Below are 15,768 nucleotides of genomic sequence, written 5' to 3' on the forward strand. Positions count from 1 at the left end.
CTCGGTCATTGCCGATCTGCCAGGCAGATGTGCCACGGGCAGGTCGCAATGACCACGGTTGCTCGGTCATTTCGGTAGGCGATGGAGCCGGGATTCCGCGCCGTCCACATGCTCCGCGTCGGCGCACTGGCCCCCGCAGAACGCCAGGATCTCGGCCATCGTGCGCCCGAACGACTCGCGCTGGTCGGCCGGTAGCGGCGCGACCAGCCCGCTGAGCTCGGCGGACATCTCGGAGTGGAACGCGGCGATCGCCCGGCTGCCGGCGTCGGTCAGCGTGACGCTCAGCGCGCGCCGGTCGCCGGGTACGGCCGACCGCTTCGCCAGCCCACGCCGCTCGACCCGATCCACGAGTCCCGTCAGGGCGGCCTTCTCCACGCCCAGGAACTGCGCGAGCTCGGCCATCCCCCTCGGCCCGCCCATCAGGATGCACAACAGCTTGGCCTGAACGGGCGTCAGCTCGTGCCGGGCGGCGACCCGCGCGTAGACGGCCTGGACGACATAGCTGAGTTGCACCAGCCCGGCCGCCACGTCCGCCTGCCCTCGCGCCTGTACGTCCACGGCCTTTACCGTACACGCGGAATACAGTTAATGCCGCGTACTGTTCATCTTGCGTACTACCTGCCCAGCGAACCCAGGAGGAACGAGATGAGCTTCGACACCCGGAACGGAACCCGCGGCGCGCGGCAGCCCAGTGCGAGCCGGCTGATGCGATGGTTCAACCAGCGAGTCGCCAACCGGATCGGCCGCAAGGGCGGCGGCACGTTCATGGGCTTCGACGCCCTGGTGCTGACGACCGTCGGCGCGAAGAGCGGAGTCGAACGCAAGACGCCGGTCGGCTGGTTTCCCGGCGAGGACGGCAGCCGGCTGATCGTGGCGTCGGCGGCCGGAGCGGCCAAGAACCCCGCCTGGTACTACAACCTCGCCGCCCACCCCGACCAGGTCGAGATCGAACTGGCCGGCCAGAGCATCTCCGTCACCGCGGAGCAGCTCCACGGCGCCGAACGCGAGCAGGCCTGGCAGCAGATCATCGCCGCCTCGCCCCGCTTCGCGCAGTACCAGGAGCAGACCGACCGCGAACTCCCCGTCATCCGCCTGGTGCGCCGGCCGGCCTGAACCCACAGTCCGCTTCCCGGAGAACCGGGCAGCACGCTCACCGGACCCGATCGCCGCCGGTCGTAGCTGCGAGCTGGTCGATCGCGCGCTGGGTGCCCCAGAACTTCACCAGCACCTCCCGGCGCGGCTTCGGCCCCAGCAGGCTGCCGAGCGCGTACAGCACCACCGCCACCACCGACGAGGTGACGATCGGGAACATGCCGAGCTTGAGCGCGGGCACCCACTGGTTGGCCACGATGTACCACGTCATCCCGCCGACCATCGCCAGCGCGGCGCCGAGCGCGTTGCCGCGTCGCCAGTAGAGCCCGCCGATCAACGGCACGAAGAACACGACCTCGAGCCCGCCGATCGCGTAGATGATGAGGTACTCCAGGTAAGGCGGCGGCTCGTAGGCCAGCAGGAGCACAACGCCGCCCAGCGCGAGGCTCACGATCGGCCCGAGCTTGGCCACGCGGTCGTCCGACCAGGCCGGCCTGGCGTACCCGGCGATGACGTCACGGACGATCGCACCGCTGATCACCAGGATCATCGAGTCGACCGTCGACATGATCGCCGCCAGCGGCGCCGCGAACAGCGCGCCCGCCACTCCCTCCGGCAGGACGTCGACCAGCGTCGTCGGCAACGCGAGGTCGCCGACCTGCATCGACGGCTCGAAGAACCGCGCGACCAGCCCCATCGTCAGGAACCCGAGCGTGATCACCGTCATGATGATCGGACCGACCGACATCGCCGTGTGCACGGCCTTGGAGTCGCGGTAGCTCATCGCACGTACGGCCAGGTGCGGCAGCACGCAGAACATCAGCCCGAGCTGGAAGGAGTACGACGCCACCATCTGCGCGGTGAATCCGCCCGGCCCGGGCAGCGTGTACAGCTCCGGATGTGTCCGCATCACCTGATCGTTGACCGGACCCATGCCGCCGGCCGCCGACAGCAGCACGATCCACACCACGATGCCGCCGACGAACATGATGATGCCCTGCAGCGTGTCGTTGACGGCGTCGGCCAGGAAGCCGCCGAACGCGGTGTACAGCATGACGACGCCGGCGAACACGAACAGCAGGACGTTGTAGTCGACGCCGGTCACCGCCTGCAGCACGCGAGCCCCGCCCACGAACTGCGGGATCATGTACGACGTCAGGAACAGCACGATGCCGAGTGACGCGAGCACGACCACGGCCGGGTTCTCGTAACGGTGCTTGAGGAAGTCGGTGACCGTGATCGCGTTCAGCTTGCGCGAGAGGATCGCGAACTTCTTGCCGAGCAACGACAGCGCGACGAACGCCGTCGGCACCTGGAAGATCGACACCAGCACCCAGCCGTAGCCGCCCTGGTAGACCAGCCCCGGCCCGCCGATGAACGTGCCCGCGCTGGCCGCCGTCGCGAGCAGCGTGAACACCAGCACGCCCCAGCCGAGCGAGCGGCTGCCGATGTAGTACTCCGCGGACTTCGACCCGGCCGCCGCCTGGCGGCGTCGCATGAACGCCCACGCGCCGATGCCGGCGAGCACCAGCAGATAGAGGAAGATCGGGATGATGATGCCCCACCGCATGGTGGCTTACCTCGCTTCCGCGTCGCCGTCTGCTGAGAGCGGGACGTCTGTGAAGCCGTACTTGACGATGAAGTACGGAACGACCGAGAACGCCACGCACGCGACCAGAACGGACCAGAAGAACCAGGCCGGAAAACCCAGGACGAACGTCAGCTCCGAAGCCTCCTTGCCGCCCCCGAGGAGCCAGGCGGTCGTGGTGACGACGATCGTGAACGCCGCCCAGTACGCCAACGCCAGCAGCAGCTCCCGCTTGGCGATCGCGTAGCGCGGATCCTCCTCGAACGGCTCGTCGACCGGTTCAGTCATGCCTTCCCACCTCCGGATGCTCGACCAGGTCCGTGACCAGCGCGGTGAGCAAGTCGATTCGTTCAACTGTGGCAGGGATGTCGACCCACTCGCCGGCGGCGTGCGCGCCACCACCGACCGCTCCCAGCCCGTCGAGTGTCGGAATGCCCAACGCGGCGGTGAGATTCGCATCCGAGATCCCGCCGACCGTGACGGCGCCAGGACAGGGCAGCCCGAGCTGTCCGGCGCAGGCCTCCGCCCGGCGCAGCAGCGAGCCGGCCGCCGTGGGCTCCATCGGTGGCCGGTTCACGCCACCGTCGACGTCGACCCGCACGCCGCCGCGGTCGGCCGAGCCAAGCCGCCGGATCGCCGCGTCGATCGTCTGTTGGTCGTCTGCTGTGGAAGCCCTTACGTCCAAGGAGAACTCCGCCTGCGCCGGTACGGTGTTGACGGTCGTGCCGGCCTTGGCCAGCGTCGGCGTCACGGTCAGGCCGGTCGCCGGCCGGCTCAGGGTGGCCGCCGACTGGACGAGTTCGGCCAAGCACACCAGGGCGTTGCGGCCTTTGTCCGGCTCCAGCCCCGCGTGTGCCGCCTTGCCTCGCAGCCGTACTTGGTAGATCGACCAGCCCTTGCGCGCCGACTTCAGCGTGCCGCCGGGGCCGGCGCCCTCCAACACGAGCACGGCCTGGGCCTGCCGGGCCTCCGCCTCGATCAGCGACCGGCTCGCCGCCGAACCGATCTCCTCGTCGCTTGTGACCAGAAACGTCAATGGTGCGTCGGCCCCGATCCGGGCCAGCGCGAACAACGCGACCAGCAGCCCCGCCTTCATGTCGAACACACCCGGTCCGCTCATCCGGTCGCCGGTGTCCGTGATTGGCCAGTCCGCCAGCGTGCCGAGCGGCCACACGGTGTCGACGTGGCCCAGCAGCAGGACGCGACGCGCGTCGGCCGGCTCGCCGAACCGCCACGTCAGGGCACCCGGCGTTCCGGCCTCGAGCGGGATCCGCTGTGGCTCGAAACCTGTGAGGGTACGGCCGATTTCGGCCAGCCGGTCCGCACAGCGCTCCACGGCGAGCGCCTCCGAAGACGGCGACTCGACCTCGACCAGTTCCCGCAGCGCCTCGCGCAGCTGTCGCATGCAGCCAAGCCTCGACCAGCGGCGCCTCCCCTGTGTTGGTTCGTCCGTACCGAAGATCGGGCCGGCGTTTGTCCGGACGGACAGGAGCACGCCTTGGCAACAAAAGCAATGACGGCGTCATCGCGGCCTGGTATCGAATAGAGGCATGGACGGTCCATCGGTACGCGATCTCGTGCAACTGCTGGAAACGACCACGCTCACCGTGTGGGCGGGGCCTTCCCACGCCCGAACTCCGCTACGCGACGTGGTCATCCACGATGCCGCGGCAGGGCTGGAGGCCGGCCCAGGTGACCTGCTGCTCGCCATCGGCGCCGATCCGGCGCCGGTCATCCTGGAGGCCGCGGCCGCCGGTGTGGCCGCTGTCGTCGTACGCAACAACGTCTCCGATAGGGCCGGCTTGACGAGTATCGCGCGGCAGGCAGGAATCGGCCTGCTGGCGTTCGATCCCGCGATCGGCTGGGCACAGCTCACCGGCCGGCTGCGTGGTGTACTGGCGGCCTGGGGCGCCGGGCCGGACCTGCCCGAACACACGTTGACCGGCTTCGCCAACGCGCTGGCCGACGCGATCGGCGGTTCGGTGATGGTTTTCAGTCCACAGCAGGACGTGCTGGTCGCCTCCAGGCTCCGCCCGGACGACGATCCGATGCGCAGGCAGGCGGTGCTCGACCAGCACGGGCCTTCGCAGTACCGCGAACGCCTTCGGCAGAAGGGCGTCTACCGCCGGCTCTGGGGCGGCGGCGAGGAGGTGGTCGAGATCGACGCCGAGCCCGACTTCGGTGCCGGCCGCCGGCTGGCGATCGCGATCCGCGCCGGCGAGGAGATCCTCGGCTCGATCTGGGTCGCCGAAGGCGGCAGTGGGCTGGCGCCGGACGCCATCACGACGTTACGGATGGCGGCAGCGCCTGCCGCGCGGTTACTGCTGCGGATGGGCGTACAAGCGCAGGCTCAGCGGTTCTCCGAGAGCGTGGCCCGGCAGGTTCTGACCGGCGAGTCCGATGCGACCTCGGCGGCCGCCTGGCTGGGCGTCAATGCCGCGTTGCCCTGCTTGGTCGTGAGCTGCGTGCCGGCCGGCGAGAGCCCTGGCATCGAGCGCCGGCTGGCGGATCTGCTGACGATGCACCTGGCGGCGTACCGGAGCACGGCGATCCCCGTGATCTGGCGCGGCCGGGTGGATCTGCTGTGCTGCGGGCTCGACGCCGACACCGACGACGCCGACGACTCGGCGCAGGTGAGCCGCGTCCGGGAACTCGTACGGCGGGCCGTGCGGGCGCTGCGGCATCCGGTGCTGACGGCGGTCGGCGCGCTCTCCCCCACCCTCGCCTCGGCTCGGGAGTCCCGCGCGGAGGCCGACCTGGTGCTACGCGTGCTGCTTCGCGACCCGGGGTCGGCGTACCAGAGCCGGATCGCCACGCTCTCCGATGTCCGCGCCACGGCAGAACTGCTCCTGCTGTCCGACCTGATCGCCGCCAACCCAGAGTTGCGCCGCGGCCGGATCGCCACGTTGCTCTCCCACGACCGCGAGCATCACACGTGTTACGCCGAAAGCCTGTCGGCGTACCTGGACGCGTTCGGCGATGTGAACCGGGCGGCGAGTACGTTGAACATCCACCCCAACACCCTGCGGTACCGCGTCCGCCGGGTCACCGAGATCTGCGGACTTGACCTCGACGATCCCGACGAACGCCTGATGGCGGCGATCCAGCTGCGCACCAGCCTGCTGGCCGAGCCGGTGAACAGTCCCCTACCCGTTGGAGCGCTGGCATGACGGACGACCTCAAGAAACGTGTACGGGCGGAGATCGAGGCCCACGCCGACGAGATCATCGCGTTCAGCCAGGAGGTGATGCTGCGACCGGAGCCTGGGTACGCCGAGCACGCGACCGCTTCGAAGGTCGCCGAATGGTTCGGGAGGCTGGAGCTTCCGTACCGCGACAAGCTCGCCCTCACTGGCGTCAAGGCTATCTTGCGAGGTCGTCCGGGCGGGCCGACCGTAGGCCTGCTCGGCGAGCTGGACGCTGTGCTCGTACCCGGGCATCCGCTGGCCGACCCCGCCACGTCCGCCGCACACGCGTGCGGGCACAACGCCATGCTGGCGGCGATGCTGGGCGCCGGGCTGGGGCTGCGTTCGGTCATGGACTCGCTGACCGGCGACGTGGCGCTGCTCGCCGTTCCGGCCGAGGAGTTCACCGAAGTGGACTGGCGGCTCGCGCTGCGAGCCGAGGGAAAGCTGGACTTCCCGGTGGGCAAGGCCGAGCTGTTGCGGCTCGGCGAGTTCGACGACATCGACCTCGCGATGCTGGTGCACACCGCCAGCGAAGGCGCGCCCCGCTTCAGCGTGGGCAACACGATGAACGGCGCGGTCATCAAGCGCGTCCGGTTCACCGGCAAGGCGGCGCACGCGGGTGGGCGGCCGTGGTTCGGCGTCAACGCGTTCAAGGCGGCGACCCTTGCCGTTCAGGCGATCGACGCACAGCGCGACACGTTCCCCGACGACGAGGCTGTTCGCGTCAATCCGGTCATGACACAGGTCGACGCCGTGCCCGGAGTCGTACCAGGGAACGCGAAGCTCGAGGTGCTGATCCGCGGTCGCACGCTGGAGGTGCTGAAGCAGACCTGTGAGAAGGTCGACCGTGCGCTGCGAGCGGGCGCGATGGCGCTCGGCACCGGCCTGGACATCGAGACGCTGCTGGCGTACCTGCCGCTGACTCCGGACCCTCGGCTGGACGAGGTGCTGACGGCGAACGCCGCCCAGATCGTCGGCGCGGATGGCGTCGCGCGGGGCGGGCACCGTGGCGGCTGCACCGACATGGGCGACCTCGGGCACGTGATGCCGGTGAGCCACCCGATGGCCTCCGGGGCGGTCGGCTCCGCGCACGGCACGGAGTACCAAGTCACCGACCACCGCCAGGCCGCTGTCGAGCCCGCCATCTACCTGGCCATGACCGTGATCGACCTGCTCACCGACGACGCGGCCGCCGCCCGGCGGATCGTCTCGGCGTACGGCCCGCGGCGTTCGCTCGACGACTATCTCGCGTTGCGGCGCAGCCTGGACGGGCAGGCTCGCTGGGAGGCAGAAGCTTGGTGAGCAAGCGAAAAGTCCTCGTCACCGGAGGCGCCGGCGGCATCGGCCGGGCGATCGCCGAACGGTTCGTCGCCGATGGCTGCTCGGTCGCGGTGGTGGACCTGCGGGCCGGCGAGCTTGCCGGCGCGGTGTCCATCACCGGTGACCTGAGCGATCGTAGGACCGCTCGCGAGTGCCTGCGTTCGGCCTGGGAACGGCTCGACGGGCTGGACGTGCTGGTCAACGCCGCCGGCATCTATCCCAGCCGGCTGCTGCTCGAGCTGGACGACGCGTCCTGGGACCGCGTGCTGGACATCAACCTGAACGCGCCCTACGTGTTGTGCACGGAGTTCGCGCGGCTGCTGGTCGCCGCCGGACGGCCGGGGCACATCGTCAACATCACGTCGGGTGCGGCCGATCGGGCTCGGCGCGGTGGTGCGCACTACTGCACGTCGAAGGCCGCGCTCACCATGCTCACCAAGGCGCTCGCGCTCGAGCTGGCTCCGCATCGGATTCACGTGAACGCGGTCTCGCCGGGCTTCGTCGCCGTCGACAGCTCGGTGAACCCGCTGAATACCGCTTACGTTCAAGCGATCGAGTCCGGCCGGCCGTGGCCGTCCCCCGGCACCCCGTCCGACATCGCGGGTGCCGTGGCGTACCTCTGCTCCACCGACGCGACGTGGGTCACGGGCGCGGTCCTGAACGTGGACGGAGGTGTGGGAACCGGAAACGCGACACTTCCACTGGCCTAGAAGGGGACGCGACATGCTGTTGACAGAGCTTCAGGCACTGACCGACGACGTGGCCACGCGCCTCGGCGCCGCGACCGTGCTGGAGGACGAGGAGCAGCGCATGGTGGCGTACTCCTCCCAGACCCAGCCGATCGACGACGTACGCAGAGACTCGATCCTGCGCCGCACGACCCGGCCGGAGGTGCGCGACTGGTTCCGCAAGTTCGGGATCGTGGCGTCGACCGCACCGGTACGAATCCCGTCCGACCGGTCCGCCGGCATCCTGGGGCGGGTTTGCATCCCGGTCCGCCACCACGGGCTCCTCATCGGCTACCTCTGGCTGATCGACGACGAACAACGCCTCGGTGAGGCCGATCTCTCGGTCGCGGTGTCGGCCGCCCGCCATGCCGGGCTGCTGATGTACGAAGAGCTGCTGGCCTCCCGGCTCGCCGACAACCTCGTCGGACATCTGCTGTCCCCGTCCGACGAGCTGCGCGCGACGGCGTGCCTGCAGGCGACGGAAGCCGGCCTGCTCGAGGCCGACGCTCAGGTGGCTGTCGGTGTCGTCCGCCTTCCGGACGCCGAGGTCGCGCAGCCGAAAGCGCTGATCGCGGAGGCGTTGCGCGACGTCAGCCGCGTCCGCCCGCGGGCGGAGTTCCTGGGCCTGGCCCACGCCGACCACGCGGTCGTGCTGAGCCGGGCGCGCAGCGCGCGGCTGGTGGCCACCCAGGTCGTCGACGCGGCCCGGGCTGTACGTGGAGCAGTGGCCGACCGCCTGTCCTCGTCAGGGCTCGCGGGCGAGGTCGTCCTCGGCGTGGGCGACCCGCAGGACCGCCCGCCGGGCGCGTACTTGTCGTACCGGCAGGCCCGGATGGCAGCGACGGCGGCCGCGGCGATCCCTGAGTTCTGTGGCGTCGGGGTGTGGTCCTCCCTCGGCGTGTACCGCGTGCTGGCCCAACTGTCGGGCGAGGCGGTGGAGGACGCCCTGGACCCTCGAGTCGCGCGGCTGCTCGCCGAACTGGACCCGCAAGTCCTGGAAACCGTCGAACGCTACCTCGACCACGGCTCCGACGCCCGCGCCACCATCGACGAGCTCCACCTGTCACGGGGCACGCTGTACTACCGGCTCAACAAGGTCGAGCAGACCGGCGGGCTGGACCTGCACGATGGGAAGGACCGCATGAGCTTGTATCTGGGCTTGAAACTCGCCCGCTTCGCCGGCCGCTATCCGAGTGCCTCGGCTGACAAGAACCGCTGGCCGGAGACCGCCTGACAGGTCGTCCGTATCGACGCCTACTTGTTCCGGCCCGCGCGGACGGGCTTGACAAGCGCTTAGGGATTAAGCAAACTAGCTAAGTGCCTAAGAGACCAGTCGCACCCCCGGTCGAGGTGTTGAAGGCGCTCGCGAGCGAGCGCAGGCTGCAGATCCTCGACTGGCTGCGCGATCCGGTGGCGCACTTCCCGCCGCAGGTCGACGGGGATCTGGTCAGCGATGGCGTGTGCTCGGTGTTCATCGCCAACAAGCTGCGAGTGAGCCAGCCGACCGCGGCCGAGCATCTGAAAGTGCTGGAGCGTGCCGGCCTGATCGTCGGCACGCGGATCAGGCAATGGGTCTTCTACCGGCGGGACGAGCAACGGATCGCGGAGGTGAAGGATGCGTTCCAGCGAGGCTGGTGACGCCTACGACCGGCTGGTCGAGCTGCTGGAGTCTGCTGAGGCCGACTACCGCTTGATCGACCACGAGCCGGAAGGGCGTACGGAGGTCGTCAGCGGGTTCCGCGGGCACGACGTGTCGCAGGCGGCCAAGTGCGTCATCGTGATGGTGAAGCTGGGCAAGAAGAACAAGCAGTTCGTCCTCGCCGTCGTGCCGGGCGACCGCCGGGTCGACCTGGACGGCATCAAGCGGTTGTACGACGGAACGTACGTCTCGTTCGCCTCGCGCGACATCGCCGAACGGCTGGCCGGCAGCGTGAGCGGGACGATCCTGCCGTTCGCGTTGGATCCCTCACTGGACCTGATCGTCGATCCCGGCCTGTTCGAGTCGGAGGAGATCTACTTCAACGCCGCGCGGCTGGATCGTTCGGTCGCCCTGAACAGCAAGGACTACGCCGCGCTCGCGCGGCCGCGGATCGAGCGGATCGCCATGGAGGCAGGGAATGCCTGAGCCGTACGACGTCCGGATGGAGCCGCGGTTCGAGGCCGGCGAGCTGATCGACCTGCGGCCGTTGGTCGAGGCGAACACCGCGCGCTGGTACAACGAGACCCTCTGCCAGGTCAAGGACTCGCTCGTACGGCTCGGCGTGCTGGAAGGTGAGTACCACTGGCACAAGCACGACAACGAGGACGAGTTCTTCTACGTCGTCGAGGGCGTGCTGCGGATCGAGCTCGAAGCCGAGCCCCCGGTGGAGCTTCAGCCGCGGCAGGCCTACGTCGTACCGAAGGGTGTACTCCACCGTCCGATCGCCGTGGAACGCGTGATCGTGCTGATGATCGAGCAGGCGGGCGTTCGGCCAACCGGCGACTGAGCGACCGTTTGGCTAGGGTGTCGCGCATGAGTCTGGACGACTGCGCGTTCCTCGTACACGCCGATCCACGACAGGTGATCCCCCTGCTGCCGCAGGCGACCGGGGCCGCGGCGCAGCTCGCCGCCGCCGTCTATCGGACCTCGCTGCACGAGCATCGCGATGCCAGCCCTTTCGTACGGCGGCAGTTGCTGTCGCTCGACGCGGCGCGGTGGGGGTCGCGGGAGCTGGCGGAACGGTTCGCGGCGGTACCTGTTGCTGGCGGCGCGGCGCCGCAGTGGCAGGTCACGTCGGCCGGCGGCACCGGGGTCAACGCCGCTTTCCTGTTCTCGTTCGACGGACCCGAGCAGGCACGAACGGCGGCCGTCACCGAGTTGGACGGCCGGCCGATCGCCGTGGTCGGTGGCTTCGACGGCCTCCGAGCCTGGGACCTGGCCACCGGCGAGCCGATCGGTGCTCTTGCGGAGCTGAAGCACGTCGTCACGGTCACCGAGACCGACGGCCGAGTGCTCGCGCTGGCCGAGGTCTTCGAGGCCGGCGGCGAGGACGACTATCCCGAGAACTTCTACGACGAGGACGACGAAGACGCCGGCTACGGCTCGGAGGACGGCGAGCGCCGCCTGCAGGTCTGGGACCTGGCGGCGGGCCGGCCGATCTGCGAGCCGTTCGACGGCCCGCATGAGTACCTCGCCGAGGTCGCTTTCACCGTATGCGATGGCGTTCCCGTCGTCGTCACGTTCACCCGCGGCGAGCCCGTGGCGGTCTGGCCGGGTGGCAGTGCACTGCTCGATCCCGAAGACGACAACGTCGCAGTCGCGTGCGCGACCGTTGCGGGCTCGCCCGTCATCGTGACCGCGAAGGTCCAGACCGTGCAGGTGTGGAGCCGACCTGGTGACGCCTGGACCTGCTCCCTGACGTTCGACAGTCCGGACTGGCTGAGCTCGGTCGCGATCAGCGAGCTCGACGCCCGGCCGGTCATCGTGACCGGAAGCGACGACCAGCTGAGGGTCTGGGACCTGCTGACCGGCGAACCCGTCCGTGCGCCGCTGCCCACCGGCCACGGCACCTACGTCGACGAGCTTCGTACCGTCGTCCTGCCGGACCGAACGTTGGCGGTGACCGGCTCCCACACCGATTCCGTCGCACACGCGTGGGATCTGGCCACCGGTGCGCGGCTCGGACGTCCGTTGTCCGGGCACCGCGGCCGCGTCTCCGCGGTGGCGATCGGCGTGACGGAGAGGGTCGGGCACCGGCTGTTCGCCGTGACCGCGGACAACCGCGACCAGGTGCGGCTGTGGGACCTGTCGGCGGAGCACCCATCGGGCGGTCTACCGTCCGATGGCGCGACACCCGCCGAGGCATGGGCGACCACCGAACTGTCCGGCCGCCCGGTCACGTTGACCGGCAGCTGGGACGACGGCCTGCAGGTCCGCGACCGTTCCACCGGCGAACCGATCGGCCGCCCGTTCGCCGCCGGCGAGTCCCTCGTCATCAACGCGACCGCCTGCTCGATGGTCGAGGGTCGTCCGATCGCGCTGATCGCCGGCTCGGGCGAAGCCGCGGCCGTACGCCGCTGGGACCTCCTCACCGGCGAGCCGATGTCGCCGTTGCTGACCCGCGACCAACCTGCCGACCCCTGGGACTCCGAGGCGATGCTCGCCCTCGCCTGCACCGAACTGCGCGGCCGCCCGGTCGCCGTGGCCGGCGGCGAGAGCGCCGAGTTGTGGCTTTGGGACCTCACCACCGGCGAACCGATCGGCAAGCCGATGACCGGCCATCTGAAGTGGAGCTGGGAAGCGGTCGGCAAACCTGGCCTGGGCACGAAACTGTCGATCTCCGCAGTCGCCTGCGCCCGCCTGCCCGACCGCCCGATCGCCGTAACCGGCGGCGAGGACGGAACCGTACGCCGCTGGGACCTCGCGTCCGGCCAGCAACTCGGCAACCCGCAGGTCGCCGCCCCACTGAGCGACGACAAGTCCGAAACCATCACCACCGTCGCCTGCGGCAACCTGCACGATCGTCCGATCGCAGCCAGCGGCAGCCAGAACCACACCGTGCGCCTCTGGGATCTCACCACCGGCGCCCAACTCGGCCCACCCCTACCCTTCCCCGACGCCATTACCCGCGTGGAGCTGACATTCAGCGGCGAGCTCGTCGTCGAGTTCGGCACCGACGTCGCCGTTCTGACCCAACCTCAAGCAACCAACGGGAAGTGACACGCAGGACGACGCGTGTAACCCGCCGGTGAGCAGTCCGACAGAAGATGCTGATGGGACTCTTCGACAAGCTCAGAGCCGGGCGGGACATCGCCGTGCCGCTGCGCCAGGGCGGCGCGCAGGTCGGTCCGCGTTGGCCGGCGACATTTCAGGTCAACGGCGGATCTGACGACCTGGAGGTCGTTGGTGAAGCCAGTTACCAGGACGCGCTGTGGCGGATCTGCCGCGGTCGGCTTGGAGATCGCGTTCGGCACGACTGCGTTGCGGTTCTCGTTCCGGAGCCAACCAACCCGTACGACGAACATGCCGTAGCCGTCATGATCGAGGGCAGCCTGATCGGCTATCTCAGACGAGAGATAGCGGCCGACTACCTGCCGGGGTTGCTCAACCTCATGGGACGGACGGGTGGCCATATCGCCTTGCGAGGTGTTGTCGTCGGCGGTGGCTATCGCGACCACGGCCCCGGCATGCTCGGAGTCTGGCTGGAACATGACCCTCGTCACTTCGGCATCGACGTGCCCGGTCGGCCGACCGGACCGCGCGGCCGTCCGGAGGCAGCCGGCGCCAGCATGCGGACCGGCTTCACCGAGGCTTGGGTAACCGATGCGGAGGACGACTCCTACGATCTCTCCTGGTACAGCCGACTACCCGAGGACGACCTCCCAGCGATCGCCGAACTCCGCAGGCTCCTCGACATCGATCCGGATCCGATCGATCGGCACTTCCAGTTCGCGGAGCTCGAGGCACGCCTCTACCGATGCCGAGAGCGCTATCCCGAGGCGCTGGACGGGTTCGACGAGACCTGCCACGGTCACGACGCGGAGATGGAGGCCATCTGTCAGGCGTTCATGGCCAAGTGGGGCCGCATCCCCGTCTTGGAAACCTATCGGCAGATGGCGATCCGCCAGCAGAAGAAGCGGGATTGGCGAGCATGCGCGTGGTGGGCCGAGCGGGGACTGTCGCTGTACGGCTCGCACGCAGCCCGCGAGGAAGCAGTCGAAGATCTGGTGAAACGCCGCAACCGCGCGGCGGCCAAGCTCGACCCGCCTCGGTGAAGACGCCGCTCATCCTACGGCTCAAGCAACCAACGGGAAGTGACACGCGACCGCATGCCGGCCCTCACTCGGCGGCTGCAGCGGCGGCTCAATCTCGGCGCAGATGTCCTGCGCCAGCGGGCAGCGGGTACGGAAGCGGCACCCGGACGGCGGGTTGGCCGCTGACGGCAGCTCGCCGCGCATCTCCAGGGCCGGCTTCGTGCGTTCCACCACAGGGTCCGGCGTCGGCACGGCGTCGATCAAGCCGCGGGTGTACGGATGCAGCGGCCGCTCGTAGACGGAGTCGCGCGCGCCGAGCTCCACCAGCTTGCCCAGATACATCACGCCGATCCGGTCGGCCAGATAGCGCACAACTGCCAGGTCGTGGGAGATCACGAGATACGTCAGCGAGTACGCCTCCTGCAACTCCGCCAGCAGGTTGAGGATCTGCGCCTGCACAGACACATCCAGCGCCGACACCGGCTCGTCCGCCACGATCAGCTGGGGTTGCAGCGCAAGCGCCCGCGCCAGCGCCAACCGTTGCCGTTGGCCGCCCGAGAACTCGTGGGGGTAACGTTCCACAGCGTTCGCCGGCATGCCCACGTCCGACAGGAGCTCCGCGACTCGGCGCTCCTGCGAACGCCGCGAGCCGATGCGCTGGATCCGCAACGGCTCGGCGAGGATCGAGCCCACGCGCATGCGCGGGTCCAGCGCGCTGGTCGCGTCCTGATAGACCAGCTGGACGTTCCGCCGATGAGCGCGCAAGGGCTTCGACGCCAACGCATGCAGGTCGGTCCCCCGCACCAGCACCGATCCGCTGGTCGGCTGGTCCAGCGCCACCAGCAAACGCCCCAGCGTCGACTTGCCGCAGCCGGATTCCCCAACCAGGCCGAACGTTTCGCGCTCCGCGACGTCGAACGACACGTCCGCCACCGCACTCACACGCGCCCGCCCGCGACCGAATGCCGAGCCCGTACGGAAGTCCTTCACCAGGTTGCGAATCTCCAGCGCCTTCCGCCGCCCGTCGGACGGTGGCGACGCCTGCGCAGCGGCACGCGACCGAGCGACGACCGCCAGACCCTCGTCCGGCACCGGATGGATGCACGCGAACGAGTGCCCGGCAGAACGCTCGACCAGCAACGGCTCCTCGTCCACGCAGTCGGAGTCAACGAAGCCGCACCGCGCCGCGAACCGGCAACCCGTCTGCGGCAGCGACAGGTCCGGCGGCAACCCAGGGATGTTCTCCAGCCGTCCGTCGCCACGCAACACGCCGTCCGGGATCGCGCCGAACAGCGCCTCGGTGTACCGGTGCCGCGGCCGCGCGAACAACTCGCCAACCGGCGCCTGCTCGACGATCCGCCCCGCGTACATCACCGCCACCCGGTCGGCCCGCCCGGCGATCACTCCCAGGTCGTGCGTCACCAGGATCATGGCCATCGAGAACTGCGAACGCAGGGAGTCGAACAGCGCCAGGATCTCCCGCTGCGTCGTCACATCGAGCGCGGTCGTCGGCTCGTCCGCGATCAGCAGGTCCGGCTCGCACGCCAGCGCCATCCCGATCATCACGCGCTGCCGCATGCCGCCGGAGAACTGGTGCGGATAGTTGTCCATCCGCGCACGCGCCGACGGAATCCCCACCAGGTCGAGGACCTCGACCGCACGCGAGAACGCCTGCTTCCACGACACGTCACGATGCAACCAGTACGTTTCGGCGATCTGCGCACCCACGGTCATCGTCGGGTTCAGGGACGAGAGCGGATCCTGGAACACCATCGCGATCCGGTCGGCCCGCACAGCGGCCATCGAACGGTCGGACAGCTCCGTCAGTTCCGTACCGTCGAAGCGAATCGATCCCGACACGATCGAGCCGCCCGGTGGCAGCAGGCGGAGCACCGACAGCGCGGTCATCGTCTTTCCGCAGCCGGACTCCCCCACGATGCCGAGCGTCTCGCCGCGCCCGACCGACAGCGAGACACCATCCACGGCCTGCACAGCGCCGCGCCGGCGAGCGATCCGGGTGCTGAGGTTGTCGATTTCGAGCAAGGCTGGCACCGGCTCAGGGTAAGAGCAAGCCCGCCGTACAGATGTGCCGATTTCCGCCCGGAATCTTGAACAGCTGA

Annotated in this window: 15 protein-coding genes; 10 read left to right on the forward strand and 5 right to left on the reverse strand. The window is 69.3% G+C overall.

Going from position 1 to position 15,768, the window contains the following annotated elements; translation table 11 throughout:
• Nucleotides 1-66 precede the first annotated feature (66 nt).
• Nucleotides 67-558: a MarR family winged helix-turn-helix transcriptional regulator gene (locus tag ACYVF6_RS24035; protein WP_460524752.1), complete on the reverse strand. Its 492-nt coding sequence runs from the start codon at nucleotides 556-558 to the stop codon at nucleotides 67-69.
• An 87-nt stretch (nucleotides 559-645) separates the two neighbouring features.
• On the opposite strand from ACYVF6_RS24035, the gene ACYVF6_RS24040 reads away from it, so the two are divergent.
• The gene (locus ACYVF6_RS24040) at nucleotides 646-1,113 is read left to right on the forward strand and encodes a PNPOx family protein (protein ID WP_460524753.1); all 468 of its coding nucleotides are present in this window, start codon (nucleotides 646-648) and stop codon (nucleotides 1,111-1,113) included.
• A 37-nt stretch (nucleotides 1,114-1,150) separates the two neighbouring features.
• Here the strand turns inward: ACYVF6_RS24040 and panF are convergent, their stop codons facing one another.
• From panF to ACYVF6_RS24055, 3 genes are read right to left on the reverse strand one after another with little or no spacing between them, the layout of a single operon-like run.
• Nucleotides 1,151-2,662: an SLC5/6 family protein gene (panF, locus tag ACYVF6_RS24045; RefSeq protein ID WP_460524754.1), complete on the reverse strand. Its 1,512-nt coding sequence runs from the start codon at nucleotides 2,660-2,662 to the stop codon at nucleotides 1,151-1,153.
• Between the two features lie 6 nt (nucleotides 2,663-2,668).
• A complete protein-coding gene (locus ACYVF6_RS24050) occupies nucleotides 2,669-2,968 on the reverse strand; it encodes a YhdT family protein (protein WP_460524755.1) in 300 nt (99 codons plus the stop codon).
• Nucleotides 2,961-4,085: a zinc-binding metallopeptidase family protein gene (locus ACYVF6_RS24055; protein ID WP_460524756.1), complete on the reverse strand. Its 1,125-nt coding sequence runs from the start codon at nucleotides 4,083-4,085 to the stop codon at nucleotides 2,961-2,963. The genes ACYVF6_RS24050 and ACYVF6_RS24055 overlap by 8 nt, the downstream gene beginning before the upstream one ends.
• 145 nt (nucleotides 4,086-4,230) lie before the next feature.
• Between ACYVF6_RS24055 and ACYVF6_RS24060 the strand changes: the two genes are divergently transcribed.
• From ACYVF6_RS24060 to ACYVF6_RS24100, 9 genes are all read left to right on the forward strand, one after another.
• Entirely contained in the window at nucleotides 4,231-5,850 is a 1,620-nt protein-coding gene (locus ACYVF6_RS24060) for a PucR family transcriptional regulator (protein ID WP_460524757.1), read from the forward strand.
• Nucleotides 5,847-7,169 (forward strand): zinc-binding metallopeptidase family protein, encoded by a 1,323-nt coding sequence (locus tag ACYVF6_RS24065; RefSeq protein WP_460524758.1) that lies wholly within the window; start codon nucleotides 5,847-5,849, stop codon nucleotides 7,167-7,169. The genes ACYVF6_RS24060 and ACYVF6_RS24065 overlap by 4 nt, the downstream gene beginning before the upstream one ends.
• A complete protein-coding gene (locus ACYVF6_RS24070) occupies nucleotides 7,166-7,897 on the forward strand; it encodes an SDR family NAD(P)-dependent oxidoreductase (protein WP_460524759.1) in 732 nt (243 codons plus the stop codon). Before ACYVF6_RS24065 ends, ACYVF6_RS24070 begins: the two co-directional genes overlap by 4 nt.
• 13 nt (nucleotides 7,898-7,910) lie before the next feature.
• Nucleotides 7,911-9,149 carry a PucR family transcriptional regulator gene (locus tag ACYVF6_RS24075; RefSeq protein ID WP_460524760.1) on the forward strand — a complete coding sequence of 413 codons (1,239 nt, stop codon included), beginning with the start codon at nucleotides 7,911-7,913 and terminating at the stop codon, nucleotides 9,147-9,149.
• 83 nt (nucleotides 9,150-9,232) lie between these two features.
• Complete coding sequence (locus ACYVF6_RS24080) at nucleotides 9,233-9,553, forward strand: ArsR/SmtB family transcription factor (RefSeq protein ID WP_460524761.1); 321 nt, start codon at nucleotides 9,233-9,235, stop codon at nucleotides 9,551-9,553.
• Nucleotides 9,531-10,040 carry a YbaK/EbsC family protein gene (locus tag ACYVF6_RS24085; RefSeq protein ID WP_460524762.1) on the forward strand — a complete coding sequence of 170 codons (510 nt, stop codon included), beginning with the start codon at nucleotides 9,531-9,533 and terminating at the stop codon, nucleotides 10,038-10,040. Before ACYVF6_RS24080 ends, ACYVF6_RS24085 begins: the two co-directional genes overlap by 23 nt.
• Complete coding sequence (locus ACYVF6_RS24090; RefSeq protein WP_460524763.1) at nucleotides 10,033-10,401, forward strand: cupin domain-containing protein; 369 nt, start codon at nucleotides 10,033-10,035, stop codon at nucleotides 10,399-10,401. Before ACYVF6_RS24085 ends, ACYVF6_RS24090 begins: the two co-directional genes overlap by 8 nt.
• Nucleotides 10,402-10,427: 26 nt before the next feature.
• Entirely contained in the window at nucleotides 10,428-12,614 is a 2,187-nt protein-coding gene (locus ACYVF6_RS24095) for a WD40 repeat domain-containing protein (RefSeq protein WP_460524764.1), read from the forward strand.
• A 47-nt stretch (nucleotides 12,615-12,661) separates the two neighbouring features.
• A complete protein-coding gene (locus tag ACYVF6_RS24100) occupies nucleotides 12,662-13,669 on the forward strand; it encodes an HIRAN domain-containing protein (protein WP_460524765.1) in 1,008 nt (335 codons plus the stop codon).
• Between the two features lie 21 nt (nucleotides 13,670-13,690).
• Here the strand turns inward: ACYVF6_RS24100 and ACYVF6_RS24105 are convergent, their stop codons facing one another.
• On the reverse strand, nucleotides 13,691-15,700 hold the full coding sequence (locus tag ACYVF6_RS24105; RefSeq protein ID WP_460524766.1) for a dipeptide ABC transporter ATP-binding protein: 2,010 nt from the start codon (nucleotides 15,698-15,700) through the stop codon (nucleotides 13,691-13,693).
• Nucleotides 15,701-15,768: the final 68 nt, after the last annotated feature.

This window comes from Flindersiella endophytica (assembly GCF_054779015.1).

Excerpts from the sequence above, each read along its gene's own strand:
- ACYVF6_RS24040 (WP_460524753.1), top strand. The coding sequence starts at position 646 with ATGAGCTTCGACACCCGGAACGGAACCCGCGGCGCGCGGCAGCCCAGT.
- ACYVF6_RS24075 (WP_460524760.1), top strand. The coding sequence starts at position 7,911 with ATGCTGTTGACAGAGCTTCAGGCACTGACCGACGACGTGGCCACGCGC.
- ACYVF6_RS24090 (WP_460524763.1), top strand. The coding sequence starts at position 10,033 with ATGCCTGAGCCGTACGACGTCCGGATGGAGCCGCGGTTCGAGGCCGGC.
- panF (WP_460524754.1), bottom strand. The coding sequence starts at position 2,662 with ATGCGGTGGGGCATCATCATCCCGATCTTCCTCTATCTGCTGGTGCTC.
- ACYVF6_RS24095 (WP_460524764.1), top strand. The coding sequence starts at position 10,428 with ATGAGTCTGGACGACTGCGCGTTCCTCGTACACGCCGATCCACGACAG.
- ACYVF6_RS24060 (WP_460524757.1), top strand. The coding sequence starts at position 4,231 with ATGGACGGTCCATCGGTACGCGATCTCGTGCAACTGCTGGAAACGACC.
- ACYVF6_RS24085 (WP_460524762.1), top strand. The coding sequence starts at position 9,531 with ATGCGTTCCAGCGAGGCTGGTGACGCCTACGACCGGCTGGTCGAGCTG.
- ACYVF6_RS24100 (WP_460524765.1), top strand. The coding sequence starts at position 12,662 with ATGCTGATGGGACTCTTCGACAAGCTCAGAGCCGGGCGGGACATCGCC.
- ACYVF6_RS24065 (WP_460524758.1), top strand. The coding sequence starts at position 5,847 with ATGACGGACGACCTCAAGAAACGTGTACGGGCGGAGATCGAGGCCCAC.
- ACYVF6_RS24055 (WP_460524756.1), bottom strand. The coding sequence starts at position 4,085 with ATGCGACAGCTGCGCGAGGCGCTGCGGGAACTGGTCGAGGTCGAGTCG.
- ACYVF6_RS24050 (WP_460524755.1), bottom strand. The coding sequence starts at position 2,968 with ATGACTGAACCGGTCGACGAGCCGTTCGAGGAGGATCCGCGCTACGCG.